Source organism: Streptomyces sp. NBC_01381 (assembly GCF_026340305.1).
Lineage (GTDB): Bacteria > Actinomycetota > Actinomycetes > Streptomycetales > Streptomycetaceae > Streptomyces.
The window spans coordinates 287801-314088 of record NZ_JAPEPI010000002.1 but is presented as its reverse complement, the minus strand read 5'-3'; the positions used below and the strand labels follow the sequence as shown (position 1 = coordinate 314088).

The 26288-nt window shown below is 70.3% G+C and carries 27 protein-coding genes; 14 read left to right on the top strand and 13 right to left on the bottom strand.

The window, feature by feature from the left end:
• Positions 1–69: 69 nt before the first annotated feature.
• Positions 70–2094 carry a thioredoxin domain-containing protein gene (locus OG453_RS23180; RefSeq protein WP_266870357.1) on the bottom strand — a complete coding sequence of 675 codons (2025 nt, stop codon included), beginning with the start codon at positions 2092–2094 and terminating at the stop codon, positions 70–72.
• 157 nt (positions 2095–2251) lie between these two features.
• Between OG453_RS23180 and OG453_RS23175 the strand changes: the two genes are divergently transcribed.
• Positions 2252–5446, top strand: a complete 3195-nt coding sequence (locus OG453_RS23175; protein WP_266870356.1) for a tetratricopeptide repeat protein — start codon at positions 2252–2254, stop codon at positions 5444–5446.
• Here OG453_RS23175 and OG453_RS23170 read toward each other — a convergent pair.
• Together OG453_RS23170 and mca are read right to left on the bottom strand one after the other, a co-directional pair.
• Positions 5443–5694, bottom strand: coding sequence for a hypothetical protein (locus OG453_RS23170; protein ID WP_266870355.1), 252 nt, complete (start codon positions 5692–5694; stop codon positions 5443–5445). The genes OG453_RS23175 and OG453_RS23170 overlap by 4 nt on opposite strands.
• A complete protein-coding gene (mca, locus tag OG453_RS23165) occupies positions 5687–6568 on the bottom strand; it encodes a mycothiol conjugate amidase Mca (protein WP_266870354.1) in 882 nt (293 codons plus the stop codon). Before mca ends, OG453_RS23170 begins: the two co-directional genes overlap by 8 nt.
• 114 nt (positions 6569–6682) lie before the next feature.
• On the opposite strand from mca, the gene OG453_RS23160 reads away from it, so the two are divergent.
• Entirely contained in the window at positions 6683–7090 is a 408-nt protein-coding gene (locus OG453_RS23160) for a DUF4307 domain-containing protein (RefSeq protein WP_266870353.1), read from the top strand.
• Between the two features lie 257 nt (positions 7091–7347).
• On the top strand, positions 7348–7845 hold the full coding sequence (gene greA, locus OG453_RS23155) for a transcription elongation factor GreA (protein WP_266870352.1): 498 nt from the start codon (positions 7348–7350) through the stop codon (positions 7843–7845).
• Between the two features lie 82 nt (positions 7846–7927).
• Here greA and OG453_RS23150 read toward each other — a convergent pair whose 3' ends face one another.
• The 3 genes from OG453_RS23150 to ilvA all read right to left on the bottom strand — a co-directional run bounded on the left by OG453_RS23150 (position 7928) and on the right by ilvA (position 11271).
• Entirely contained in the window at positions 7928–8764 is an 837-nt protein-coding gene (locus OG453_RS23150; protein ID WP_266873099.1) for an ABC transporter permease, read from the bottom strand.
• Positions 8765–8781: 17 nt separating this feature from the next.
• Positions 8782–9795: an ATP-binding cassette domain-containing protein gene (locus OG453_RS23145; RefSeq protein WP_266870351.1), complete on the bottom strand. Its 1014-nt coding sequence runs from the start codon at positions 9793–9795 to the stop codon at positions 8782–8784.
• A gap of 246 nt (positions 9796–10041) precedes the next feature.
• Positions 10042–11271: a threonine ammonia-lyase gene (gene ilvA, locus OG453_RS23140; RefSeq protein ID WP_266870349.1), complete on the bottom strand. Its 1230-nt coding sequence runs from the start codon at positions 11269–11271 to the stop codon at positions 10042–10044.
• 145 nt (positions 11272–11416) lie between these two features.
• Between ilvA and OG453_RS23135 the strand changes: the two genes are divergently transcribed.
• From OG453_RS23135 to OG453_RS23125, 3 genes are all read left to right on the top strand, one after another.
• Positions 11417–11920: a MarR family winged helix-turn-helix transcriptional regulator gene (locus OG453_RS23135; RefSeq protein ID WP_266870348.1), complete on the top strand. Its 504-nt coding sequence runs from the start codon at positions 11417–11419 to the stop codon at positions 11918–11920.
• Positions 11921–12013: 93 nt separating this feature from the next.
• Positions 12014–12496, top strand: coding sequence for a sigma factor-like helix-turn-helix DNA-binding protein (locus tag OG453_RS23130; RefSeq protein WP_266870347.1), 483 nt, complete (start codon positions 12014–12016; stop codon positions 12494–12496).
• Complete coding sequence (locus OG453_RS23125) at positions 12493–12744, top strand: hypothetical protein (RefSeq protein ID WP_266870346.1); 252 nt, start codon at positions 12493–12495, stop codon at positions 12742–12744. Before OG453_RS23130 ends, OG453_RS23125 begins: the two co-directional genes overlap by 4 nt.
• Positions 12745–12796: 52 nt before the next feature.
• Here OG453_RS23125 and OG453_RS23120 read toward each other — a convergent pair whose 3' ends face one another.
• Positions 12797–13951, bottom strand: a complete 1155-nt coding sequence (locus tag OG453_RS23120; protein WP_266870345.1) for a cystathionine gamma-synthase — start codon at positions 13949–13951, stop codon at positions 12797–12799.
• A gap of 102 nt (positions 13952–14053) precedes the next feature.
• Here OG453_RS23120 and OG453_RS23115 point away from each other — a divergent pair, with 102 nt between their 5' ends.
• Both OG453_RS23115 and msrA read left to right on the top strand, forming a co-directional pair.
• Positions 14054–15172, top strand: a complete 1119-nt coding sequence (locus tag OG453_RS23115; RefSeq protein WP_266870344.1) for a hypothetical protein — start codon at positions 14054–14056, stop codon at positions 15170–15172.
• Positions 15173–15271: 99 nt separating this feature from the next.
• Positions 15272–15985, top strand: coding sequence for a peptide-methionine (S)-S-oxide reductase MsrA (msrA, locus tag OG453_RS23110; protein ID WP_266870343.1), 714 nt, complete (start codon positions 15272–15274; stop codon positions 15983–15985).
• A 178-nt stretch (positions 15986–16163) separates the two neighbouring features.
• Here msrA and OG453_RS23105 read toward each other — a convergent pair whose 3' ends face one another.
• Positions 16164–17288, bottom strand: a complete 1125-nt coding sequence (locus OG453_RS23105) for a helix-turn-helix transcriptional regulator (RefSeq protein WP_266870342.1) — start codon at positions 17286–17288, stop codon at positions 16164–16166.
• A 377-nt stretch (positions 17289–17665) separates the two neighbouring features.
• On the opposite strand from OG453_RS23105, the gene OG453_RS23100 reads away from it, so the two are divergent.
• A complete protein-coding gene (locus OG453_RS23100; protein WP_266870341.1) occupies positions 17666–18016 on the top strand; it encodes a hypothetical protein in 351 nt (116 codons plus the stop codon).
• Entirely contained in the window at positions 18013–18288 is a 276-nt protein-coding gene (locus OG453_RS23095) for a hypothetical protein (protein ID WP_266870340.1), read from the top strand. The genes OG453_RS23100 and OG453_RS23095 overlap by 4 nt, the downstream gene beginning before the upstream one ends.
• Positions 18289–18562: 274 nt before the next feature.
• Here OG453_RS23095 and OG453_RS23090 read toward each other — a convergent pair whose 3' ends face one another.
• The gene (locus OG453_RS23090) at positions 18563–20692 is read right to left on the bottom strand and encodes a tetratricopeptide repeat protein (protein ID WP_266870339.1); all 2130 of its coding nucleotides are present in this window, start codon (positions 20690–20692) and stop codon (positions 18563–18565) included.
• A gap of 162 nt (positions 20693–20854) precedes the next feature.
• On the opposite strand from OG453_RS23090, the gene OG453_RS23085 reads away from it, so the two are divergent.
• Complete coding sequence (locus tag OG453_RS23085) at positions 20855–21514, top strand: ATP-dependent Clp protease proteolytic subunit (RefSeq protein ID WP_266870338.1); 660 nt, start codon at positions 20855–20857, stop codon at positions 21512–21514.
• A gap of 5 nt (positions 21515–21519) precedes the next feature.
• Complete coding sequence (locus OG453_RS23080) at positions 21520–22128, top strand: ClpP family protease (protein ID WP_266870337.1); 609 nt, start codon at positions 21520–21522, stop codon at positions 22126–22128.
• Between the two features lie 5 nt (positions 22129–22133).
• Here the strand turns inward: OG453_RS23080 and OG453_RS23075 are convergent, their stop codons facing one another.
• Together OG453_RS23075 and OG453_RS23070 are read right to left on the bottom strand one after the other, a co-directional pair.
• Positions 22134–22571: a RodZ family helix-turn-helix domain-containing protein gene (locus OG453_RS23075; RefSeq protein ID WP_266870335.1), complete on the bottom strand. Its 438-nt coding sequence runs from the start codon at positions 22569–22571 to the stop codon at positions 22134–22136.
• A gap of 86 nt (positions 22572–22657) precedes the next feature.
• Positions 22658–23572, bottom strand: coding sequence for an aminoglycoside phosphotransferase family protein (locus tag OG453_RS23070; RefSeq protein WP_266870334.1), 915 nt, complete (start codon positions 23570–23572; stop codon positions 22658–22660).
• A gap of 100 nt (positions 23573–23672) precedes the next feature.
• Here OG453_RS23070 and OG453_RS23065 point away from each other — a divergent pair, with 100 nt between their 5' ends.
• Positions 23673–24470, top strand: coding sequence for an alpha/beta fold hydrolase (locus OG453_RS23065; protein ID WP_266870333.1), 798 nt, complete (start codon positions 23673–23675; stop codon positions 24468–24470).
• Positions 24471–24528: 58 nt separating this feature from the next.
• Here OG453_RS23065 and OG453_RS23060 read toward each other — a convergent pair whose 3' ends face one another.
• Positions 24529–24915, bottom strand: a complete 387-nt coding sequence (locus OG453_RS23060; RefSeq protein WP_266870332.1) for a VOC family protein — start codon at positions 24913–24915, stop codon at positions 24529–24531.
• Between the two features lie 153 nt (positions 24916–25068).
• On the bottom strand, positions 25069–25536 hold the full coding sequence (locus OG453_RS23055; RefSeq protein ID WP_266870331.1) for a VOC family protein: 468 nt from the start codon (positions 25534–25536) through the stop codon (positions 25069–25071).
• On the opposite strand from OG453_RS23055, the gene OG453_RS23050 reads away from it, so the two are divergent.
• On the top strand, positions 25516–26226 hold the full coding sequence (locus OG453_RS23050) for a helix-turn-helix domain-containing protein (RefSeq protein ID WP_266870330.1): 711 nt from the start codon (positions 25516–25518) through the stop codon (positions 26224–26226). The two genes, OG453_RS23055 and OG453_RS23050, sit on opposite strands and share 21 nt — an antisense overlap.
• Positions 26227–26288: the final 62 nt, after the last annotated feature.

Genomic DNA, 26288 nt, shown 5'->3' with positions numbered 1-26288 from the left:
CGTTTGAGGACGAACTCGCCGAAGGCGGTGATCTGCGGCCACCTCGCGGCCGGCGCAGCCGGAAGAGCCTCAGCCCGACAGCTTCGCCGCCAGTTCCTCCACGTCAGTGGTAGGCGCGTCGCAGACGAACCGCCGGCAGACGTACGCCGCCGGAAGCCCACCCATCAACCCACGCCCCGCAAGCAACGGAAGCTCCGAGCCCTCGGCGGGGCCCGCCGCCACCACCGCCCCCGGCGCAGCCCCCAGCAGCGCGGTGCGGTGCAGCTCGCCGCCCACCGGCCCCACCACCGCCACCTCCCGCGGCCCGTCAAGCACCGCCTCGGCCACCGCAAGGCCATGCCCGATGAACCGCGGGGCCCGCGGCCCGAGCCCCTTCACCACCCCCAGCGCCCGCTCCGCCGCCGCCCGATGCGGCTCCGCCCCGGTCTGCGCCGCGTACGAGAGCAGCGCACCGGCCGCCGCCGTCCACCCGGACGGCACCGCGTTGTCCGTGGGGTCCTGCGGCCGCCGGATCAGCCGCTCCGCGTCCACCGCCGTGTCGTACAGCGTCCCCGAATCCGCGTCGAAGAACTGGCCGAGCACGTGGTCGAGCAGGAAGCCCGCGAACTCCAGCCACACCCCCTCCCCCGTCACCGAGGCCAGAGCCAAGAACCCCTCGGCGACGTCCGCGTAGTCCTCCAAGACCCCCGCGTTGGCGCCCACGCGCCCGTCCTTCGAGGTACGGGACAGCCGCGCCCGGTCGTCCATGTGCACCCGCACCAGCAGATCCCCGGCCGCCACCGCCGCCGCCACCAGGTCCGGCCGCTCGAAGTACGCGCCCACCTCGGCGAGCGCGGCGATCGCGAGCCCGTTCCAGGCGGCGACCACCTTGTCGTCACGGCCCGGCGCGAGCCGCTCGCCGCGCGCCGCGAGCAGCCGCTCCCGGATCGACGCGAGCCGCTCCGAGTCGGCAAGTACCCCGTCGTCCTGCGGGAGTTGAAGGACGGACGCCCCCTCCTCGAAGGTCCCTTCCTCCGTCACCCCGAAGTGCACGGCGGCGAGCTCCGCGTCCGCATCGCCGAGCACCTCGCGCAGCTGCTCCGGCGTCCATACGTAGTACGCGCCCTCGACATGCTTCCCCGTCACCGGGTCCTCGCTGTCCGCGTCCAGCGCCGACGCGAACCCGCCCTCGTTCGTGCGCAGTTCGCGCACCATGAAGTCCGCCGTCTCCAGGGCCACCCGCCGGGCGAGACCGGACCCCGTGGTCCGCCACAGGTGGGCGTACACACGGCACAACAGGGCGTTGTCGTACAGCATCTTCTCGAAGTGGGGCACCACCCAGTCGCGGTCCACGGAGTAGCGGGCGAAACCGCCGCCCAGCTGGTCGTAGATGCCGCCGCGCGCCATCCGCTCGCAGGTGTCGGCGGCCATCTGCAGGGCGCCCTCCCCGCCCGTGCGGGCGTAGTGCCGCAGCAGGAACTCGACGACCATGGACGGCGGGAACTTCGGCGCGCCGCCGAAGCCGCCCCGCGTCGCGTCGTAGTCCCGCGTCAGACCGAGCAGCGCCTGGCTGAGCTCCTCCTCGCCGGGCAGCTCATCGGCGCCGAACGCCAGCTGACGCTCCGACAGGTCCCGCACGATCTTCCCCGCGACCTCGGCGACCTCGTCGCGCCGGTCCGCCCACGCCCGCCGGACCCCGTCGGCGACCTGCTGGAAGGACGGCATGCCGTGCCGCGGCTCGGGCGGGAAGTACGTACCGAAGTAGAAGGGCTCGGCGTCGGGGGTCAGGAAGACCGTCATGGGCCAGCCGCCCTGGCCCGTCGCGGCCTGCACCGCCTCCATGTAGACGGCGTCGATGTCGGGCCGCTCCTCGCGGTCGACCTTGATGTTCACGAAGTGCTCGTTCAGGAACTCGGCCGTGCCGGCGTCCTCGAAGGACTCGTGGGCCATGACGTGGCACCAGTGGCAGCTGCTGTAGCCGACGCTGAGCAGCACCGGAACGCCGCGCTCGCGCGCCTGCTCGAAGGCCGCGTCCGACCACGGCCACCAGTCGACCGGGTTGTCGGCATGCTGGAGGAGGTAGGGGGACGTCTCATGGGCCAGTCGGTTCGGCATGGCTCCATCCTCGCTCACGCGGGCCCCCGATCCGGGGACTGGCCCACGTGATCACTCCTGTGATCCCCTACGTGATCCGCCGACTCCCTCGCATCAGGCGGCCGTACGCAGGACACTTGTGACTCCAGGCGACTGTTGCTCTCGGAGGGGGACCCATATGCGGGACAGCCATCGGGCTGAAGCCGAGCGGCTGTTGGTACGGGCGGTGGAGGAGGAGGTGCGGCGCTCCGGCGGCCGTACCGACGGAGCCGTGCTGCTTTCGCGGGCGCGCGGCGCGCTCGACGCCATGGAGCAGACCGCTGCCGAGGAGTACGCCGCGCTCACGCAGGCCCTCGACGAGGCGGCGGCCGGACAGGTCTCCTTCGGACAGCGGTACGCCAAGGAAGGGGCCGGAACTCCCCTGCTGGTGGCGGTGGTTGCCGCCGTGGGGGCCTGTGTGGCCGACCTCGCGCTCGGCACCGGCGCCTCCACCGCGCTGGGCGCGGGCGCCGCCGTCGCCGTGGTCGGCGCTGCGACGACCGTCGTGAAGGTGACCGCCGCCCATGTGCCCGCGGCCAGCCGCCGCGCCGGGGCGATCAGCCAGCCGGGCGGGCCCGAGCAGCTGCGGCTGCAGTGGCTGACGGCTCTCGAAGTGCGGGGCATCCGGCCCTTCCTCGACCAGCAGCGGGTGCTCCAGGCCTCGTCCGGCAAGCAGAAGGCGGCGCCACGGCTGCGGGGCACCGACAAGAGCGCGGCGGCCCGGCGGCGTACCGCCCTTGAGCAGTCGTTCGGTCAACTGCCAGAACTGGAAGGGCCATTGGCGGGGCGGCGGGCCGAGCTCGCGCGGGTCGCGCAGTGGGTGCACGCGGCGCGGGCGAGCACCGAGACGCGGCCGACCGTGGTCGTGCTGCACGGTGCGCCCGGCTCCGGGCGCTCCTCGCTGGCGGTGCGTGCCGCGCACGATCTGCGGGACCAGTTCCGCGGTGCCTGCGTCGTGGACCTGCGGGGCGAAAGCTCACAGCCGCTGTCGACGCGTGACGCGCTGCTGCATCTGTTGAATCGATTGGGCGCCCCGCGCGAGCAGTTGCTGTTCAGGGAGCGATCGTCGCAGGAGCAGCAGGTCAGGCGGCTGAGCGAGCTCTACCACCAGTACTTGACCGGGCTCGCCGTCACCGTCGTACTCGATGACGCGAGCGACGTCGAGCAGGTGCGCACGCTGGTGCCCGAGCGCTCCGACAGCCTGGTCCTCGTCACCGCCCGCAAGCCTCTCGAACTCCCCGCCGATCTGCCCGCCTGGGTACATCAGCTGCCGGTGGAGCCGCTCGACCCGGCGGGCTCGGATGAGTTGCTGCGCGAGGCCGCCGAGGACTCTTCAGGTCCGTACGACGCTGAATCCGGGGACGCCGTAAGGGACTTGTGCGGCGGTCTGCCGCTCGCCCTGCGCGTCGCCGGGTCCTCCATCGGATCGCGTACGCCGCGTCAGCTCGCCGCCGACCTCGCCGCGTACGGCCCCGTGGAACCTGTCGAGCGCGTCCTGTGGCTGCGCTACACCGACCAGTCCGAGTCCGCCCGCCGCCTTCTGCGCAGGCTCGCGCTGGCCGGGCGGGCCTCCCTGGGGGCGGCCGCCGCGGCCGCCCTGCTCGGCGCCGACGAGCAGGAGGCGTCCCGTCAGCTGACCGCGCTGTCGCGCGCCGGGCTCGTCGACCACGTCCGCGGCAGCCGCTACCGCCTGCACGACCTCGTCCGCGCCTTCGCGCTCGCCCGGCTGATCGACGAGGAGGAGCCCGGCGAGCGCACGGCCGCGCAGGAACGTCTCATCGTCAGCTACAGCGAGCTCGCCGGTTCGGTGATCCGCCTGGTCGACGGCAAGATGTCGACGCGGGCCGGCCAGTTCGACGGGCACGGCTTCGCCTCCCTCGACGCCGCCCTGCGCTGGCTGGACGACGAGTCGAGCTTCATCACCGCCGCCCTGCGGCACGCGGAGGGCGTGAACCAGGAGGCGGTGCTCAACCTCCTGGGCGCGCTGTGCGACTACTGCCTGCTGCGCGGCGACCTCTACCGCCTGGGCGAGATCAGCGAGCTCACGCAGGCCGTCGACCAGGGTCTGCTCGTACGGAGCGTGCGCTGGCGCACGGGCATCGCGTCCCGGCAGCTGGGCGAGCTCGACCAGGCGCGGACCACTCTCACGTCCGTGGTGGACCTGTACATGGAGGCCCACCAGGACGCGGGCGCCGCCCTCGCCCTCTGCTCCCTCGGCATCACGCTGCACCACCAGGGCCAGCTGACGGACGCCGCGGCGCGGCTGCGCGAGGCGCTTGAGCTGCAGGGCGCGGACGAGCTCGCGGGCGACCGGGCCTGGACGATGCACGCGCTCGCGGCGGTCGAGCGTGACCGCGCCAATCTCAACCAGGCCCTGGGCCTCCTGGAGTCCTCGCTCGCCCTGCACCGCGAGAACGACTCCCTGCACGGCGAGGCGTGGGCGCACTTCCAGCTGGGCCAGCTGTGCCTGCGCATGGGCGACGTGCCGCGCGCCGAGGAGCAGCTGCGGGGCGCCCTCGATCTGTACGGGCGCACGCGCGACGGCCGCGGCGAGGCCTGGGCGCTGACGCAGCTCGCGCGGGCCCGCCTGGTCGACGGCGACGCGTCGGCCGCGGTCGACGGCCTGCGGCAGGCGGTCTCCCGGCACCGCGACAACGAGGACGCGCGCGGCGAGGCGTGGAGCGCGTACTACCTGGGGCAGGCCCTGGAGGAGGCGGGCAGCCTGGACCAGGCTGTGCGCGAACTCGAACGCTCCCGGACGATGTTCTCGCGGATGCGGGACGTGTACGGCCTGGCGTGCGCGCGGCACCACTCGGCGCGTGTGACCCGCGACCAGCGGGCCGCCCAGACGGGCTCGCTGCGCAACTCCGGCTTCGCCCGCCAGCTCCTGGTGGACGCCCGCGCCGACTTCCAGCGGATCGGCGTCGCGCACGGCGAGGCCTGGACGTGCCTGGAGCTAGCGGTCGTCGACGCCGGCAACGCCCGGGGCCAGCAGGCACTCGCGCTGTGCGACGAGGCGGCGGCCCTGTTCACCTCGTACGGCGACCACAGGGGCGAGGACTGGGCCCGCTTCCTGCGCTGCACCCTGCTGCCGTACGCGTCACCCGGCGGCTGGGAGATCGGCACGGCGGTCGCCCAGGAGGAACTCAGCCAGTTGTCGCGCGCGGGACATCCCACGCGCGACGGCAAGCTGGACGACTACCTGGAGGCGTTCGCGCTCCTCCTGGAGCGCGGCGCCGACCTGGAGTCGGGCTGGCAGGCCTGGCGCCTGGGCATGGTCCCCAACCGTCACTCCCGAGAAGTGATGGGAGTGACGGTGGCGGCAGCGGGCTAGCTCTTGCGGGCCTCGGCCTCGGCGGACGTCGCCCCACCCGAGGAACCCGCGGCGGAGGACTCCGCGGGTTCCTTGAAGTCGACCTTGCGCATGTGCTTGTTCATGGACTTCATCAGCCCCCAGACGGCGAGAGCCATCACCGCGAAGACGATGAAGCCGAGAACACCCGGAGTCACCTTGTCATCGTCGACCTCTTTGGCGAGAGGGACGAGATGCGTCATTGCCAGATGTGCGTTCACGCTAGGCATTGTCGCGGATGCCCGCAAAGAGGTCGTCCTCGGGGAGGGATGTATCGACGAGCGACTTCGCGAGCTCGTACTCCTCCGTGGGCCAGACCTCCTTCTGGAGCTCCATCGGCACCCGGAACCAGCCGCCCTCGGGGTCGATCTGGGTGGCGTGCGCGATCAGTGCCTTGTCGCGGATCTCATAGAAGTCGGCGCACGGAACGTGCGTGGTCAGCGTCCGCTCGACCCGCTCGAACTCGTCCCACCGCTTCAGCCAGTCCCCGTACGGCGACTCCATGCCGCGGTCGAGCATCGCCTGGTGCAGCGCTTCGGTGCGCGGCCGGTTGAAGCCCTGGTTGTAGTAGAGCTTCTTCGGCTCGTAGGCCGGACCGAACTCGCTCTCCGGGTACTTCTCGGGGTCCGCCGCCCCTTCGAAGGCCACCATCGTGATCTTGTGGGTCATGATGTGGTCGGGGTGCGGGTATCCGCCGTTCTCGTCGTACGTCGTGATGACCTGCGGGCGGAAGGAACGGATCTGGCGGACCAGCTCGCCGGCCGCCTTGTCGACGTCCTCCAGGGCGAAGCAGCCGTCCGGCAGCGGCGGCAGCGGGTCGCCCTCGGGAAGCCCCGAGTCGACGAAGCCGAGCCACTCCTGCTTGACGCCGAGAATCTCGCGCGCCTCGTCCATCTCCTTCTTGCGCACCTCGTGGATGTGCTCCTGGATGTAGGTGTCGCCCTGGAGCTTGGGGTTGAGGATGTCACCGCGCTCCCCACCCGTGCAGGTCACGACGAGCACGTCCACCCCCTCGGACACGTACTTGGCCATGGTGGCCGCGCCCTTCGACGACTCGTCGTCGGGGTGGGCGTGAACGGCCATCAGTCGCAGCTGCTCAGTCAAGACTCGATCCTCAGTGATCCGGCGCCCTGGTCATTTCGGCGCAATGGGCGGCTTCTATAGTGACGGAACCGGGGGGCGGAAAATTCCGGCAGCCCCTATTCCTGGAGGAAGATCATGGCGGCGGTGGGCGAGAAGCTCCCCGAGGGTCGATACGGCCACTCGCGGACGGCCGACGAACGCACCGACCGCAAGCTCATGATCGTGGGCTCCGTCCTCGGCGTGATCCTGCTCGGCGTCATCGGCTGGTTCGGCTACGACTACATCAACGGCACGAAGGTCAGCGCCGAGGTCATCAAGTTCGACGTCGTCTCCGACCACGCCGTCCAGGCGCATCTGGAAGTACGCAAGGACGCCGGCGCCCGGGGCTACTGCACCCTGCGCTCGCAGGCCGAGTCCGGCGCCGAGGTGGGCCGCGCCGACTTCCGCTTCGACCAGCAGACCGGCCGTGTCGACAAGGTCGTCACGCTGCGTACGACCGAGAAGGCGACCAGTGTCGAGCTGCTCGGCTGCCACTCCGACTGACACCGACTGGCACCGCCTGACACCGACTGGCGCCGACTGGCGCCGCCTGACGCCGCCTGACGCCGCCTGACGTCTACAGCGTGAAGCCTGACGTCCACCGGCTTTACCGCGCTCACCTGCGTTGACGTATTTCTGATGGCTTATGTCCTCCCCCTACCCCGCCTGAATTGTTAGGCTCGTGGTTTCGCCCACCCGTGAGGGAACATCCTTCTGGGTAGGGCGATGCTTTGTATTCCCAGTACCTACGAGGAGCACCTGTGACCCAGACCAGCGAGAACGTCACCTGGCTGACCCAGGAGGCGTACAGCCAGCTCAAGGCCGAGCTGGAGTACCTGTCTGGTCCTGCGCGCACCGAGATCGCAGCCAAGATCGCGGCGGCGCGTGAGGAGGGGGACCTGCGCGAGAACGGCGGGTACCACGCGGCCAAGGAGGAGCAGGGCAAGCAGGAGCTCCGCGTCCGCCAGCTGACCCAGCTCCTCGAGCAGGCGAAGGTCGGTGAGGCGCCGGCCGCCGACGGTGTGGTGGCGCCCGGCATGGTCGTCACGATCGCCTTCGACGGCGACGAGGACGACACCCTGGCCTTCCTGCTCGCCTCGCGTGAGTACGCGAGCGCGGACATCGAGACGTACTCCCCGCAGTCCCCGCTGGGCAGCGGCGTGAACGGCAAGAAGATCGGCGAGGACGCCCAGTACGAACTGCCGAACGGCAAGCTCGCCTCGGTGAAGATCCTCGAGGCGAAGCCGTACCAGGCCTGAGACCAGGCCTGAGACCTGCTTCGGCCGACGAAGGCCCCCGGCGCGCTCCGCGCCGGGGGCCTTCGCATGTCCGCGTGCGGGGTCAGGCGGTCGCCGAGCGGTACTTGCGGACCGCGAGGGTCCGGAAGAGCACGACGATCAGGACCGAGTAGATCAGCGAGGCCCAGACCGAGTGCTGCATGGGCCAGGCGTCGGACTGGGAGACGCCGGGATTGCCGAAGAGTTCCCGGCAGGCCTGGACGGTCGCGCTGAAGGGGTTCCAGTCGGCGACGTGCCGCAGCCAGGGCGTCATCTGGCTGGAGTCCACGAACGCGTTCGAGATGAACGTGACCGGGAAGAGCCAGATCAGGCCGCCGGAGGTCGCGGCCTCCGGAGTGCGCACGGAGAGGCCGATCAGCGCGCCGACCCAGGTGAACGCATAGCCGAGCAGAAGCAGCAGACCGAAGGCACCGAGCGCCTTCCAGATCCCTTCGTGGATGCGCCAGCCGACGAGGAGCGCCACGATCGCGAGGACGAGCAGCGTCAGCGCGGTCTGCACGAGGTCGGCGATGGTCCGTCCGGTGAGGACCGCGCCGCGCGCCATGGGCAGCGAACGGAAGCGGTCGATGAGGCCCTTGTGCATGTCGTCGGCGATGCCGGCTCCCGCGCCGGCGGTGGCGAAGGTGACGGTCTGCGCGAAGATGCCCGCCATCAGGAAGTTGCGGTAGACCTCCGGATCGGTGCTGGTGCCGATCTTCATGGAGCCGCCGAAGACATAGCTGAACAGCACCACGAACATGATCGGCTGGATGAGGCCGAAAATGATCATCTCCGGGATGCGGGACATCCTGATGAGGTTGCGCTTGGCGACGACCAGGGAGTCCCTGGCGGACTGGCCGATGCCGCCCGCGGGCCTGGGGCCCGCCGGGGGTGTGCGCACGGTGTCGGTGACGGCACTCACTTGTCGGCCTCCTTCGTCGGCTCGGGCTTCGCGTCCTGTGCGCCGTTCCCATGGCCGCCCGCTTCGTCCACCTCGGCGACATGGCCGGTCAGCGAGATGAACACGTCGTCGAGGGTCGGGCGGCGCAGCCCGATGTCGTCGATCTCGACCCCGCGGGTGTCCAGGTCGCGGATGACCTCGGCGAGCAGCTTGGCGCCGCCGGTGACCGGAACCGTGAGCTTGCGGGTGTGGTCCTCGACGGCGACCTCGCCCTTGCCGAGGCTGCGCAGGACCTCCGTCGCCGGGGTGATGTCCTCGCGCTCGTGCACCACGACCTCGACGCGCTCACCGCCGGTCTGCGCCTTGAGCTGGTCGGAGGTGCCGCGGGCGATGACCCGGCCGTGGTCGATGACGCAGATGTCGTGCGCCAGGTGGTCGGCCTCTTCGAGGTACTGGGTGGTGAGCAGCAGGGTCGTGCCGCCCGCGACCAGCTCCTGGATGACCTCCCAGAGCTGCTGGCGGTTGCGCGGGTCGAGGCCCGTCGTCGGCTCGTCCATGAACATCACCGGGGGCGAGACGACGAGCGCGGCCGCGAGGTCGAGGCGGCGGCGCATACCGCCCGAGTACGTCTTGGAGGGGCGGTCCGCGGCGTCGGCCAAGTTGAACCGGTCGAGCAGCTCGCTCGCCCTGACCTTCGCCTCCTTGGCCCTCATCTGGTAGAGCTGGCCCACCATTTGGAGGTTCTCGCGGCCTGTCAGGTATTCGTCGACGGCGGCGAACTGGCCGGAGAGGCCGATCGAGCGCCGCACTTCGTTCGGATGCTTCAGTACGTCGATGCCCGCGACGACCGCCCTGCCGCTGTCCGGCGTCAGGAGCGTGGTCAGACAGCGCACCGCCGTGGTCTTGCCCGCGCCGTTCGGCCCGAGAAGGCCGAGCACGGTGCCTTCCGGGACATCCAGATCGACGCCGTCCAGAGCCTTTACGTCGCCGAAGGTCTTCACCAGACCTTCGGCGTAGATGGCGCCTGGCATGTGAGCTCCCCCAGTGGTTTGGGTGACTTCCTGCGGAAAATCTTAGATTTGCCGGACATGAAGCGCCCGGTGACCAGTGACGTGAGACACACCATAACGCGATACATCGTGTCGCCTCAACTGCTTTCGCGGAGCCTGTGGATAACGCAAAATAGCGCCCGACGCCGTTGCGCGTACGGGAATTTCGCCGCTGCCAGCCCATCACGCGGGGCCGGCCGCGACTCAGCCGATACCTCAGCCGACGCCTCAGCCGATGACCGTGTAGCCCGCCTCGCGCAGGGCCACGCCCACCTCGGCGCAGTGCACAGGCCCCTTCGTCTCCAGGTGCAGCTCCACCTCCGCCTCCGTGAGGCCGAGCCGGGGATCGGTGCGTACATGACTCACGTCGAGGACGTTGGCGTCGAGCACCGAAAGCACCCCGAGCAGCGTGGCCAGGGCGCCGGGCCGGTCCGTCAGGCGCAGCCGCAGCGACAGATAGCGGCCCGCCGCCGCCATGCCGTGGCGCAGGATCCGCTGCATCAGGAGCGGGTCCACGTTGCCGCCCGACAGGAGCGCCACCACCGGGCCCTCGAAGTCCCGCGGCCGGCTCAGGAGCGCCGCGACGGGGCTCGCGCCCGCGGGCTCGACGACCATCTTGGCCCGCTCCAGGCAGAGCAGCAGCGCGCTGGACAGCTCGTCCTCGGAGACGGTGACGACGTCGTCGAGCAGGTCGTCGATGATCTGGAACGGCACATCGCCGGGGCGCCCGACCTTGATCCCGTCCGCCATCGTCGACGGATTCGGTATCGACACCGGGTGCCCGGCCGCGAGCGAGGGCGGATACGCCGCGGAGCCCGCCGCCTGCACGCCGATCACCTTCACGTCCGGGCGCACCGCCTTCACCGCGACCGCGATGCCCGCCGCGAGCCCGCCGCCGCCGACGCCCACGACCAGCGTGCGCACCTCGGGGCACTGCTCCAGGATCTCCAGGCCGACCGTGCCCTGCCCCGCGATGATGTCGGGGTGGTCGAAGGGGTGGATGAACACCGCGCCCGTCTCGCGCGCGTACTCCTGCGCCGCGGCAAGCGTCTCGTCGACCACCTGGCCGTGCAGCCGCACCTCCGCGCCGTAGTCCCGCGTCGCCGCGACCTTGGGCAGCGGCGCGCCCACCGGCATGAACACCGTCGACCGCACGCCGAGCAGCGAGGACGCGAGCGCCACACCCTGCGCGTGATTGCCCGCGCTCGCGGCCACGACACCGGCCGCGCGCTCCTCGGGAAGCAGGCCCGCGATCCGTACGTACGCCCCGCGCAGCTTGAAGGAACCCGTCCGCTGGAGGTTCTCGCACTTGAAGTGGACCGGCGAGCCGACCAGCTGCGACAGATGCCTGCTGCCTTCCATCGCCGTCACTCTCGACACCCCGGAGAGCATCTTCTGGGCGCCTCGCACGTCGTCGAGGGTGACCGACAGCAAGGAGTCAGGCGTGCGGTAGCTCATGACCGTCAGTCTCCCAGTTCACACCGGGGTCCTCCTGTGGTGACCACGTGCCGAGACTGGTTTGCGCAGCGCTGGTACGCCCCGCCGCCCGGCCGCGTAACCTGTCCCCCAACCCATCGCCCTCGCATGAAGTGAGCCCCCGGCCATGCCCACAACTCCGGACATGACGACCGCCAGCGATCCCGGCCTCCTCGACGCGCTGCAGCACCAGGTGGCGGTCTTCGCCCGCCGTGCCGAGCAGACGCGCCTCGGCGGCGTGGGACAGGTCCGCAACTCCATGGACCGTGCCGCCTATCTGCTGCTCAACCGGCTGGACAAAGAAGGCCCGATGGGCGTCAAGGCGCTCGCGGCGAGCATGGGCATCGACTCCTCGACGGTCACCCGGCAGGTCGCCCCGCTGGTCGACACGGGTCTCGTCAAGCGCACCTCGCACCCCGAGGACGGCCGCGCGGTGGTCCTCCAGCTGTCCCCCCGCGGCGAAGCGCGCCTCAACGAGGTCCGCTCATCGCGGCGTGACCTCATGGCCGAACTGACGGAGGACTGGGGTCCGGAGGAGCGCGAAAGCTTCTGCACGCTCCTCACGCGCTTCAATTCCGCGCTCTCGGCCCGGCAGATGGCGCAGGCGCCTCCGGAGACGCCCGCTTCCTGAGCTTCGCCGGGCGGTGCCCGCCTCTTGACCCCGGCCACGTGCCTGGCCTCATATGAGACCGGACAGCCGTTTTTCCGCCAGGCGGGAGGCGCGGTGCGCGAACGGCAGGCGTTCATCGACGCCCGCCGGGCCCGGGAGTTCGAGGCGTTCGTCGCGGGCGCGGCAGGGCGGCTGCTGCATGCCGCGACGCTGCTCACCAGCGAGCCGCCGGACACCAATCCACGCGCGCGTGCCCTGCTGACCGCTTCCCTCGCGCACACGTACGCGACGTGGGACCGGATGCGGGGCGAGGACCCCTACGACCGCACCCGCCAGCAGCTGGCGATCCGTTTCGCGCGCGGTGCCTGGCGCAGGCACCGGGGCCGTGGCGGCGTCCTTGCCCGGCTCACACCGCAGGAACGACTGATCCTGGTGCTCCGCCTGTACGAGGGCGTCGCCGAGGAGCAGACGGCGGCGCTGCTCGGGCTCCCGCCCGACCGGGTGCGGACGATCTGTGCCCGCGCGATGGCCACGGTCCTTCATCCGCCGCGCGGGCCCGCGCCGGCGCTTCCACTGGGGGAGGCGGCGCCGTCATGAGCCAGCACGACCGCAACGAGGCCGCGGTCCGCCGGCTCCTGGAAGGCGCGGCACCGACGGTCCCCGCCGGGCTCTACGAGGAGTCGGTACGACGGGGCACCCGCCAGCTGCGGAGGCGCCGGGCGTTCCGCCGCCTCCTGTGGCTCCTCCTCCTGGCGGCGACGGTGGCCTTCGTGATCTGGGCGTCCCTGGCCCAGCCGTGGGTGGACCCACCGTCCGAGACGACACCGCCGCTGACTCGGTGGTGAACACCGGAGGGGCTGAATCGTTCAGCCCCTCCAGTGTTTGAGGAGCGGGGGCCTAGCCCAGCGCCTGCTGCAGGTCAGCCAGGAGATCGTCCGCCGACTCGATGCCTACGGAGAGGCGCACCAGATCCGCGGGGACCTCCAGTGCCGAGCCCACCACGGAGGCGTGCGTCATCCGCCCCGGGTGCTCGATCAGCGACTCGACGCCGCCGAGGGACTCCCCCAGGGTGAACAGCTTCGCGCGGTCGCACACCGCGACCGCCGCCTCCTCGCCGCCCTCCACCTGGAAGGACACCATCCCGCCGAACGCCTTCATCTGCTTCGCGGCGATCTCGTGACCGGGATGCTCCGGAAGCCCGGGGTAGAGAACGCGCGTCACGCGCGCGTGCCGCGTCAGCATCTCCGCGACCTTCGTCGCGTTCTCGCTGTGCCGGTCCATCCGGACGGCCAGCGTCTTGATGCCGCGCAGGACCAGCCACGCGTCGAAGGGCCCGGCCACCGCGCCCATCGCGTTCTGGTGGTACGCCAGCTCCTCCCCCAGCTCCGCGTCGTCGACGACCAGCGCGCCGCCCACCACGTCCGAGTGCCCGCCCATGTACTTCGTCAGGGAGTGCACGACGACGTCCGCGCCGAGCGAGAGCGGCTGCTGCAGGTAGGGACTGGCAAAGGTGTTGTCGACGACGAGCTTCGCGCCCGCCTCCTTGGCGATCTGCGCGACGGCGGCGATGTCGGTGATGCCGAGCAGCGGGTTGGAGGGCGTCTCCACCCAGATGACCTTCGTACGGTCGGTCAGCGCGGCCCGCACCGCCGCCGGGTCGGACGTGTCCGCGACGGACCACTCCACACCCCACCGCGAGACGACCTTCGCGAAGAGCCGGAAGGTGCCGCCGTACGCATCGTTGGGGATGACCACGTGGTCACCGGGGCTGAGCAGCGTACGCAGAAGGCAGTCCTCGGCGGCGAGGCCCGACGCGAAGGCGAGCCCGCGCCGGCCGCCCTCCAGCGCGGCCAGGTTCTCCTCAAGGGCGGTACGGGTGGGGTTCGCGCTGCGGCTGTATTCGTATCCGCCGCGCAGCCCGCCGACGCCGTCCTGCTTATACGTCGACACCTGGTAGATCGGCGGTACGACGGCGCCGGTCAGCGGGTCCGCGGTATTGCCCGCGTGGATCGCGACGGTCTCGAAACTCTGCCTGCTGTGCATGTCACTCATGCGGCCAGAGCCTAATGCGGGACAGGCGTGCACCGGCGAGTTCAGGGGTCGAGTTCGAGACTGGTTCGCCAAGTGTCGGACCCGTCTGGTTCGCTTGTAGGCATGGAGATTCTCTGGGTGCTGATGGCGGCGATCATGATTGGGGCGGTTCTTGGCCCGTTCCTGCTGCGCAGGCGCGGCGGAATCCGCCAGGTCGCGCCCGGTTCGCCGGACGCCGCGGACCCGGCGGAGTACGGCTTCGCGCTCCAGGAGGAGCTGGACATCCGCATGCCCGGCCCGGACCGCGACCTCCTGGACGTGCTCGACGTCGTCCAGGGCTCGCAGAGCTGGAAGGCCGCGTCGCAGCTGCTCGCGGGCACCGAGGTGCACGGCGAGGTGCGCTGGCAGCGGGTGCAGGCGTTCGCCGGAGCGGCGTCCCTGGAGCTGCAGCAGCGGCCGGGCGGCGTCAGTGACAACCCCGGCGGGCAGTGGCTGCGGGTGTGGCGGGCCGAGGCGCCCAAGGACGCGGGCGGCGCCGCGGTGCACGCGGAGTTCCTGGTCCAGCAGGCCTGGCGGTCCGCGACGTCCGGGACGGACGAGTTCCGGATCATCCTGGAGGAGGCGAAGGAGGCCTGCGCGCAGGCGGCGCTCCTCTCCCCCGGGGACCCGGTGCCGTACATCATCGAGCTCTCCATCGCCCGCGGACTCGCGTACCCGCGCGAGGAGTTCGAGCAGCTGTGGCTGAAGATCCTGGACCGCTCCCCCGCGCACATGGGCGCGCATCTGGCGGCCCTGCACTACTGGTGCGAGAAGTGGCACGGCTCGCGTGACCTCGCGTACAACTTCGCGGAGGCCGCGGCGGCCCGCGCCCCCAAGGGCTCGCTCCTGTCGGCGCTCCCGCTGTTCGCGGTGTACGAGCACCTGCCCGAGGTGAACATGGTCCGGGGCTTCTACCAGAGCGAAGTCGTCACCAAGGCCGTCGAGGGCGCACTCTTCGCGGTCCACTCGGCCCGCCCGGACGACCCGATGCTGGCGCACGTACGCCACCTGCTCATCCTCTTCCTGGTCCGCAGCGAGCGCTGGGCGGAGGCAATGAACCAGCTGGTGCACGTGGACGGTCACGTAGGCGCGCTCCCCTGGACGCTGTCCTCGGACCCGGCGGCGGACTACGCGGTGTACCGCGCACTGGCGGTAGGCGGCTACGAGGCGAACGGCGGCAGCCCGGCAACGCTGCCGCACTGATGACCGCCCCAGGAATGCACCTCTGCCCCCACACGTTGAAGTAAGGGCCGCACGCACCCACGGCGTACGCCCCGCTCCGCCCCAGGAGGAACGACTCCCATGCTCTTCGGCAGCCGCACGCCCGAGCTCCCCACCCCCGAGCAGGCCCTGAAGGGCCACGCCACCCCCGAGTTCGAGGTCCCGTCCCGCCACACCGTCCTCGGCAACCCCCTGCTCGGCCCGTACCCCGAAGGCCTGGAGATCGCGGACTTCGCGCTCGGCTGCTTCTGGGGCGCGGAGCGCAAGTTCTGGCAGACGGAGGGAGTCTGGACAACGTACGTCGGCTACCAGGGCGGCTACACCCAGAACCCCTCCTACGAAGAGGTCTGCTCGGGCCTGACCGGCCACACGGAGGCGGTCCGCGTGGTCTTCGACCCGGCCCGCGTCTCGTACGCGACGCTCCTGAAGCTCTTCTGGGAGTCCCACAACCCGACGCAGGGCTTCCGCCAGGGCAACGACGTGGGCACGCAGTACCGCTCGGCGATCTACACCCACTCCGCGGACCAGGAATCGGCGGCGGAGGCCTCCCGAGCCGCCTACCAGCAGGTCCTGACCGCCTCGAACCACGGCACGATCACGACCACGGTCCTCCCGGCGGAGTCCCGCACCTTCTGGCCGGCGGAGGGCTACCACCAGCAGTACCTGGACAAGAACCCGGACGGCTACTGCGGGATCGGCGGCACGGGGGTCACCCTGGACAGCCCGTCGGAGACGAACTGGGGTCGGGCTTGCCCGACGGGGATCGCTCCGGCGCCTCAGGCCTCGGAACAGTAGGCCGTCAGCTCCCGCTCGACCGAACAGACTGTGCCGCCGACTGTGAGTCAGTACGGCGGCACAGCCGTTCCACGCATCGTTCAAGCCGCGGTGGCTACACAAGGCCCTGGCCGTGCCGCCACCTGACGCTCGCCCGCCTAGCCAGTGCTGTGACGGGCGTCGGGGGCGTCGATACCCCTCACGGGCTGATCGTTGCCGCTATGTCTCTGACGAGAGCCGACAGGCCTACCGGCACTCCAGAGGCTCGATCGACGACCTGCAATGCGTCCCGCAAGAGAAGTCGGTTCCTCCCCGAGGTGATGGTGCTGAGGAGGGGTGAGATCTCGTGGATCTCCTCTTCCGCTTCCCTCCACGCTTTGGCTTTTGCGTAGCTGTGCAAGAGCTCAATGCGGTACAGCATGACGCCCCGTGGTGTTGCATGTCCGAGTGCGCTTTGGAACTTGATGATCGCGGCGTTCAAGTCCGCGAGACTCAAGAGGGCATGCCCTGAGTGCCCTCCAATTTCCTGCTGGTTCACCCACCATGCCCACTTGGGATCACGTGCGCTCAGGGACTCTTCCACTCCCCCTCGGGCTGCGTCCAAGTCGGTGAGAGCTCGCTGACGATCTCCTATCTGAGCGAGCGCCCTGCCTCGCCTGACACGCGCTAGGAGTGCTACACGCGGAGGAATCCGGGATTGCGACAACAGCTCATCGGTGATGCGTCGCACCTCTCCGGGACGGCCACATTCAGTGTCGAGCATGGCAAGCATGTCCAGGGCGAACCATTCCATGCCCCGTTCTCCAGCATGCCGGGCCAGCATGTGTGATTCGAGGAACGCATTGCGGGCCGCTACACGATCACCGGAATCGAAGAGCAGCCATCCCGCGACTTCAGCGGCTTCTGCCACGGCGGCCACATAGCCTCGCTGGGCCGTTTCCGGGATTTCCCCGGCATCAAGTTTGCGCTGAGCGGACTGCCAAACCTGAACTGCGACGGGTGCTACGGCATCTCCGCCATAGCGGTCAGCGTGCTTAAGGATGTGTTCGGCACTGGCTTTCATATGTGCGATGTCGGAAGCTGGGCCCGTCGGCTCATCCAACGACTCCAGTGGTGTCACGGGCGCGGCAAGTCGCACCAACTCCCCGTCGGCCTGAAGGAGTTCGTCCAGCGCTTCGGCAAGTTGCACTGAAGGACGTTGGCGAATGTTGGCGACACGGGAGATATAGGCCACGTTGTAGTTGAGGGCGCGGGCAGTGCCCCTCAAGGTCATGTCTCTGTCCCTGAGGAGTGCGCGGAGCCGTGGGCCGAATTCGGCACTCATGTGCTTCCCCTGGTGTTGACCGTGCTCTCCAGAGTAGCTGTCAACGGCTGTCAACTCCCGGCAGTGCACGTCACGCGACAAGGATGGCGAGACAGACCCCGGCGACCGTGCGACCGGCCCCGGGGCGTGGTCAACGCTGATTGGAGCGCCGACATGCCGGACTGTATCGCCCGAATCTTCGAGCCGTTGTTACGGCTCCTGCTTCCCTCTGAGGGACGCCATCGGTCTCCCGAACCGTGCCCTTCCGTCCCGTACCTCGTCGCCTTCGAGCGGCGGCAGGAAGAGCGTCGGCAGCGGGCGCGGCGGCGTGCGCTGTGGCTGGCCGTGCATGGCGTGGATATTGGCCCACGCTTGATTCATGGGGTGGAGGTGACGGCATGACGAATCAGACGCGGTTGCTGCCATGGGCAACGCTGGAGGGAAACCCCTGCGTCCTTGTGGGTCCGGGCACGGGCTTCATGTCGCGGATGGCCGACAACATCGAGAGTGTCCAACTGGGCATGGCGAGCGATCTTCTCGGGCACGTGGCGGACACGCTCGCTGACCCAAAGGCCACACGCGAGGAACTCCGTTTCGTCACTGCCCGATTGACCGAGTCGCTCCGGGAGATCCACCGGATCGCGGAGAGCCGGGGAGATCGTTTGTCCTCATTCGATCACCCCGATGTGGACGACAGCGAGGACGGGGACGACGACGATCCGCAGCTTCCGGCGGGGGCGTTCGGATGAGTGAGAGCAGCTTGCCACGGGGCCGCTACGTGCCGCTCGAATGGACGCTGGCGGCCATGCCCGCGATGAGTGTGCGGCATGTCGGCAAGTGTCTCGTCTGTAGCGATCACTCGGTGGATACGGCCGATCCGGATGAGGCCCAGTTGTGGTGCCTCAAGCACGCAGGCATGACGCGCCATACCGGCTATGAGCTGTCGGCGTTTCAGTTCTTCAGCGCCGCGATCACTGATCCTGCGGTGGGTGGAGCTGCCCGCCGACGTAGAGCAGGGTGAGGCTGTCTCCGCCAGTTCCGCTCGATCGGTTTCCCTCGTCTTGAGGGAAGGGAGATAGGCGCACGTTCCCCCGGCCTAATCCTGCGACCCCGGTTCTCCCGCCCTGTTGAGAGAGCCGGGTCGCGCCGTGCCCGGTGACTGCTGTGATCTCCTCTGCTCGAGGGATGAACTGCACGTGACCTACCTCGAACTAGTGGGTGAGCGGGACAACGCCGCAGGAGACGGGAAGCCTGGTCGGTCACAAGGGTCCACCGGCACGCGCGACCGGGGCCGCTCAAGTAGCCGCCCGACTCCGGTAGTCCGCCAGTTCCTCGCGGGCCTTCCGCACGTCCGGGTGTCCGTCCCCCAGGGCGCTGATCAGGTCCGGGAGACATCCGTCGAGCGCGTCGGCCGCCGCGGCATGGTCGCCGGACGCCGCCAGGAACGTGGCGATGGCGCACCGCGTCTGGAGCACGTTCGTGTGGTCCTTGCCCAGGGCTTCCTCCTCCGCCTGCAGAACGTCCCTGGCCTGCCCGAGCGCCTCCGTGGGGTCGCCCATCTCGCAGACGAGGCGTGCGATCACCCGGCGGGTGTCCAGCGTGTTCATGGCAGTCGGCCCGAGGTAGCGCTCTCGATCCGCGAGTATCCGACGGAACTGTGACAGCGCTCCGGGCAGATCGCCGCTCCGCCGGGCGCACGAGGCGAGGTTGTGCCGGACAACCTGCAGGTACTCGTCATCTGGGGGAAGCCTGGTCTCCGACTCGGAGAGGAGGGCGCCGAAGGCCTCCTGTGCCTCGGTCAGGTGTCCGGCGCGCATGTGGAAGAAGGCGATCTGGTGCCGCAGCGTCTTTCGCTTCGACCAGAGGGATTCCGGAGCGTCCGGGTCGGCGTGCGCAGGATCGGACTCCGGGACGGGGGCCGATCCGTCCGAGTCCGGCGCGTCACCTTCGGCTTCCATGTCCTCCTGGTCCGCCAGGTCCTCCAATACCTGAGTGAGGCGGCCGATCGCACCCGCGTAGTCGCCCCGGTCGGCCAGCGCGCTCGACTGCGCGTACACGTCGTCGACGGCGCCGGAATCGACCGCCGCGTGAAACGCCGTCCGTACACGCCAGTACGCCTCGTTCGCCACCCGCCGCACTTGTGCCGGTGTCGCCCTGCTGACGAGCAGCGTCCAGATCTCCTGTGGCACGGGGTCGTGGGAGGTCTTGTCGATGAGGTAGTCGAAGGCAAGGTAGCGCGGCTCCTCGTCACTCGGTCCTGCCGGGATCAGGAGGCTGCTCGCTCCGTGGACCGGGTCGAGTGCCCACTCCCACGCCTCTTCCAGGGGCTCCGGCCGCAGCGCATGACCTCCGCGGGCGCGCAGGTAGTGGTGGTGCAGTTCCTCGAGGAGTTCCCGCGGGACGGGGCTGTCCACGCCCGCGCGGCGGCAGTCGACCGCTGCGGCGACGAGCGCGGCAGCCCTCGGGTGGACGCCCGGCGCCCAGGCCCGCTGCCAGTCCCGTAGCAACTCCGGGCCTGCGGTGAGCACTTCCGCCACGCCGAAGGCACCTGCCTGCCGCAGCGCTCCGGCGATCCGCGGGTCGTCCGCGAACGCCTCGGCCGCCCGAAGCTCGTCCGGCGACCAGAGCCTGTGCAGGAACACGACGCGCGCGGCCTCCAGCAGCTCGCGGCCGGCCCGCCACGCGGCGCGTCCCTCACCGTCGGGCCATGCACCGCCCCGCACGGTGAACCGCTCGTACTCGGAGGTCCGCATGGTGGCGAGCAAGGTTGTGCCACTGCCGACGCGACCGTCACCGCTCAGGTCGGCCACCGTCACGAGGGTGAGACCCCCAAGACCCAGGAAGCGCTCCATGTCGTCCAGCCAGAGCACGGAGGGGGCATTCTGCTGTGCCAGGTATGCCGTCAGCGCGGGGAGCGACTCCCGGTTCGCCGGTACGGCCAGTCGGCGCCCCTGGAGCTCCGTTCGCATCGCCTCGTACGCCGCCCTGCTCTTCCCCGCGGTCGACTCCCCGACCACCACGACGCAACGCTCGTGCCGCAGGGCTTTGCGGAGTGCCTCGTCCGCGGCGCGCGGGATGTACCGCGGCAGCGCCCCGGAGGGCACGTCCTCGGGGTCCCTGCGCGCGGGGTGGACGCCTAGGCGGATCGCGTCGTCCACCTCGCTGACCCTGGGCAGGGCACTGCCGGCATGGCCCCTGAGGGACGTGCTGCCCGGGAGGCTTTGGCGCAGTTCCGCCTGCCGGTCCAGAAATTGCTTCGCCCGCCCCGCGATCACCACGGTCACCGCCGTCACGCCGCCCCCGACGGCCGAGGCCCAGGCGTCCGGCAGCCACAGACCGGCGACGAGCACCCCACCGAGACCCAGGAAGCCGCAGAGGACCAACACCGCCCAAACGCCCGTGAGTTGCCAGGTCCGCCGCCTCATCTTGCGAGAGTCATACCGAAGACCGCGGCTCCATAACCCGCGAGCAGCCCTCTGCCCTCAGCGAATCTGCCGCAGGCCGAGATCTCTGACAGCGGCGGCATCACGGGGCGACAGTGAAGTCAGAGCGCGGCCTCGGATGCCGCAGGACTTCAGGGAGGCGCAATGTCTGTACTTGGCAATGACTGGGGCGCGGTGGCGCGGCCGCGGGGCGAGGAGGGGGGTTCACGGGCGACCGCGTTCGACGACCACCTCGCCGCCCAACTCCTCACCCAGCGCATCGTCTTCCTCGGCACCCAGGTCGACGAGGCCTCCGCCAACCGGGTCTGTGCGCAGATGCTGCTGCTCTCCGCCGAGGATCCGCGGACCGACATCAGTCTCTACATCAACAGCCCTGGCGGCTCCGTCACCGCCGGGCTCGCGATCTACGACACCATGCGGCTCATCCCGAATGATGTGTCGACCCTCGCCATGGGATTCGCCGCCAGCATGGGGCAGTTCCTGCTCACCGTCGGGACCGCGGGGAAGCGGTACGCCCTGCCCAATGCGCGGATCATGATGCATCAGCCGTCCGCCGGCATCGGCGGGACCACCGCCGACATCGCGATCCAGGCCGAGAACCTGGAGTTCACGAAGAAGGCCGTCGAGCGGATCACCGCCGAGCACACCGGGCAGAGCGAGGAGACCATCTCGCGGGACGGCGACCGCGACCGGTGGTTCACCGCCGGGCAGGCCAAGGAGTACGGGATGGTGGACCGGGTCCTTGACTCGCTCGCCGATGTGCGTCCCGCCGCCACCAAACCGCGGATGGGACTGGGGGTCTGACAGCCATGAGCCAGTACACGATTCCGACCGTCGTCGAGCGCACCCCGCAGGGCGAGCGCGCCTACGACATCTACAGCCGGCTGCTCTCGGAGCGGATCATCTTCCTCGGGACCGACATCGACGACGGGGTGGCCAACGTCGTCATCGCGCAGCTGCTCCACCTGGAGTCCTCCCACCCCGAGCGTGAGGTGGCCATCTACATCAACTCGCCTGGGGGTTCGTTTACTTCGCTCATGGCCATCTACGACACCATGAGCTTCATCAACGCGCCGATCTCGACCTTCTGCGTCGGGCAGGCCGCCTCCACCGCCGCCGTGCTGCTCGCCGGGGGCGATCCCGGGCGGCGGTTCGTGCTCGAGCACTCGCGCGTGCTGCTCGGGCAGCCCGCGAGCGGCGGGCAGCAGGGGACGGTCTCCGATCTCGCCCTGCAGGCCAAGGAGATGATGCGGATCCGCTCGCAGGTGGAGGACGTGCTGTCCCGGCACTCGGGGCACGATGTCGCCACGCTGCGTGCGGACATGGACCGCGACAAGGTGTTCACCGCCCAGGAAGCGGTGGCGTACGGGCTTGCCGATGAAGTGCTCAGTCGGCGCAGTCTGTTCGCCAACGCGTAACTGCCCTATGCCGCAAGGCGAATGTCTCCCCGGCGCGGGCGCGTCGTCGGCTGGGCGTGGCGGGTCAACTCGGTCTGGGCCAGGGAGAGCAGGTCCGCCAGGCTCAGGCCGAGCGCGCGGGCGCCGGCCGCGAGGACTTCGGAGGAAGCCTCCTTGCGGCCGCGCTCCAGCTCGGAGAGGTACGGCATCGAGATGCGGGCCGCCTCGGCGACATCCTTGAGCGTGCGCTCCTGCGCGAGGCGCTCGCGGCGCAGCACGTCACCGATGACGTCCCGCCACAGGGGCTCTTTCGCCGTCGGGGGAACGGGAGTTGTGCGTAGGGGGGCGGCTCCCGGGCGGGTCCGACCCGCTGTCTGCGGGCGCGGGCGCAACGGGATGACGCGGGCCCGCTGCTCGTTCGGCGGGGCCTGCTCCGACTGGTGGTTCCGCTCTTCGCTGCTCACCTCTTCAGGGTAGGAGCCGCACGAGCATGGGGAAGTGATCAGCGTTCTGCCCCCGGCGAAATCCCGGTGCCGGGAGAGCCTCACCTCTACGCCAGCACCTCCGCCAGGCCGTCCGCCGCCATCACCCGCCACTGCGGGTCACCGTGCAGCCGCCCCCAGTACGCCATGGTCACCGCACGCGCCTGGGTCCACCTGCGGGACCGCTCCCGTTCGACCCCGGCGGCGTCGGAGAAGACGGCGAGGCGGTGCAGGACGGCGGCCATGGGGTCGGTGGCGGTGAGCAGGTCCTCGAAGCGATGATGCAGCAGCGTGATCGCGTCGTACGCCGGGTCGCCCGCGTACCCCTTGGGGTCGATGGCCAGCCAGGGTTCGCGCTCGCCCTTCAGTACGTTGCCGACGTGCAGGTCGCCGTGGATGAGGGTGTCCGGCTGGTCCGGTCCCAGTTCCCGCAGCGTGCCGATCGCGGCGTCGAGCAGGCGTGAGTCGAGCGGCGAACCCAACTCCTTGTCGTTGTCGCGCAGTTCCTGCTCCCATGCGCCGCACCGCTCGCTCATCCGGGGCAGTTCCGCCGGCGCCGGAACGGCCAGCCGGCGTGCGAGGAGTCCCGCCGCCGTCAGGGCCTCCTCGGCGTCCGGCACGTCGGCGAGCGAGCCGGGGCCCGCCCGCTCGACGAGCATCGCGAACCGTGCGTCGTCCCGTTCGTGGAGGCAGACGGCGCCCCGGCCCGCCCACACCGCGAAGGCGTCCGGCTCGTGGACGTTGCCGGGGTGCGGGAAGGAGATCTTCAGGACGGCGGGCGCGTCGTCCTGGCGCCGCCGTACGGGGACGATGATGCCGACCTGCCCGTGGGTCACCGGGTCGGTCGGTACGCAGTCCCAGCGCCGGAGCAGCTCGTCGGCAAGCTCCGGCAGCGTCGCGAGCCATGCGCGGCCGCGCTCGCCCTCCCGCTGGACGGTGCTCGCGGCGAAGCCCTCTGGTATCTCGATGGGTGTCCCGATCATTCCGGCACCCTAGGGGCGGGGGCCTAAGGGGACCGTGTGATCGAGGGGCTGAGAGGGTCTGAGGGGGGGGGCTGAGGGGACCGTGTGATTACGTTTCCTCATGCCCTTCGCCCAAGCCGCCGACGGCACCGCCTTGCACTACGAAGTCCACGGCTCCGGCAGGACCCTGGTCCTGCTGAGCGGGCAGTCCAACAGCCGCCGCTGGTGGGACCCGGTGCGGGACGACTTCGCCGCCGCGCACCGGACCGTCGTGCTCGACTGGCGCGGCACCGGCGGGAGCGGCCGCCCCGACACCGACACGTACAGCACACCCGGCTTCGCCCGCGACGTCGTCGCCGTACTCGATCACGCGGGCATCGACCGCGCCCATGTGTACGGCACGTCGATGGGCGGCCGCGTGGCGCAATGGCTGGCCGCCGACCATCCCGGGCGGGTCGACCGGCTCGTCCTCGGGTGTACGTCACCGGGGGCGCCGCACGGCGTCGAGCGCGGGCCCGAGGTGCGCGCCGCCCTCAGCCAGGCCGATGGCCGTGCCGCGCGCCGCGCCCTCCTGGAGCTGATGTACACGCCCGGCTGGATCGCCCGGCAGGGTGAGGGGGCGGTGTTCCACACCCTCGGCGACCCGGCCATGCCCCCGCACGCGCGCCGCCGCCATCTGCGGGCCAGCGCCCGGCATGACGCCTGGGACGCGCTGCCGCGGATCGCGGCGCCGACGCTCGTCGTGCACGGCACGGACGATCTGTTCAACCCGACCGCCAACGCGCCCCTGCTCGCCGAGCGCATCCCGGGGGCGCGGATGCGGCTTCTCGCGGGGGCGCGGCATGCGTACTTCGAGGAGTTCGCGGGGGTGGCCACCCCGCTAGTTCTCGGCTTCCTCTCAGCTGCGGGTGCGTCGTAGTTGCTCGCGCCCACGCGGCGGAGCCGCAGATGTCACGGCCTCGCGCCCCTTCGGGGCCCTATTTTCCGCTGCCGTACGGCCTCGTGAGGATCTCCAGGATGTGGCCGTTCGGGTCGTCGAAGTAGGCGCCGCGGCCGCCGTCGTTGGTGTTGATCTCGTTGACGATCTTGTGGGACGGGTCGGCCCAGTAGGTGAGGCCCGCGTCCTTGATGCGGCCGAAGATGGCGTCGAACTCGTCCTCGGACACCAGGAAGGCGTAGTGCTGGGGCGTGATGGGACCGCCGTCGCTCTCCATGTAGTCCAGCGTCACGCCGTTGGGGATCGCGACGGGAGAGAACGGACCGAACTGAGGGCTGACTTCGAGGCCGAGAATGTCGGCCAGGAACTGCGCGGACGCTTTCTTGTCCTTGGCTGTGACGATGGTGTGGTTCAGTGCGATGGACATTGCGCGACCTCTTCCTGTGTCTGAAGTGCCTTGCCGACATCTTCGACACTAGGCCCGCGAAGGCCTCCCGGCATCGGTCACACGGCCCCCCACCTGGTGCGCAATGCGGACTAGGGCCGCGGTCCGAGGCGACATCCGGCCACGCGCGATGGCCTATCGCCCGTCCGGGGCCGGGCGGTGCTCCACGTACTCGATCACCGTCCCGTCGGGGTGCCGCGCGCTGAATCCCGCGCCGGTCGGCACCGGCTTCAGGGGGTCGGTGATCTCGGCGCCTGCGGCCGTCAGGCGGTCCAGATACTTCTGCGCGCTGTCCACGAGGAGCGTGCCCGCCGTGGCCCGGAAGGGCGCGGTGCTCTCTTCCGTGCCCTCGATGAGCAGGAAGCCGCCGACCGCCGCGAGGCCGAGACGCAGATCGGGGTACGTGAACCACATGTCCCGCTCCACACCCAGGAGTTGCTCGTAGAAGACGGTGACGGACTCCAGGGTGCCGGGGCCCGTGAAGACCCGTACGAAGGTGCGGGGCTCGGTCAGGTCCGAGGAGTCGGTGGAGCGGCGCCACATGACGGCGCCGTCGGAGGGGTGTTCGGGCCGGTTGTGCGGGTGAGCTGTGCTGTTCGTCATGCGTTCAGGCTCGCGGGCCGCGCCGCCGTCTCCGGGGTCGGCGTCGCCTGGTACACCTGGCTGGAGCAGGGCCGCGTGGACACCTCGCGACAGGTGCTCGACGCAGTGAGCCGCACCCTCCGCCTCGACGGTGACGCGCACTGCCACGTGCTGGCCCTCGCGGGGTTCGCGCCGCCGCGCACCTCCGCCGATGCGGCCCCAGCCGGCGCCGACGCCCCTGAGCACGACAACCTCCGTACGATGATCGCCGGTTGGCCGGACTCGCCCGCCCTGGCGCTCGCCCCCGACCTCACCATCACGGCGTGGAACACCGCGTACAGCACGCTGTGGCCCGACCCCGGCCGCCTGTCCGCCGACCGGCGCAACCTGCTGCTCCTGCTCATCGACGACCCGGACCACCAGCGTCTGCTGCCCGCCTGGGAGCCCTTCGCACAGGACCTGCACCGCCACTTCCGCGCCCACGCGGACACCCTCCCCGGCGACGACGGGGTACGCGCCCTCACGGAGCGCCTGCACGCCGCACGACCCGACCTCGCGCACTGGTGGGCGTGCCGCTCGGTGGGCGGTTTCGCTCCTCGTACGATCGAAGTCAACAGCGACAAGGGGCAGTTGAGGTATCTGCTCACCCTGGCCGCCTCGGCCGGCACCGCGCCCGGCTCGCTGCTGGTCCACACACCTGCACCGATCTAGCACCGGCGGATGACCGACACCCCGACTCCCTCAGCCGTCGCCCTCACCGTAGCGTCCGGAAA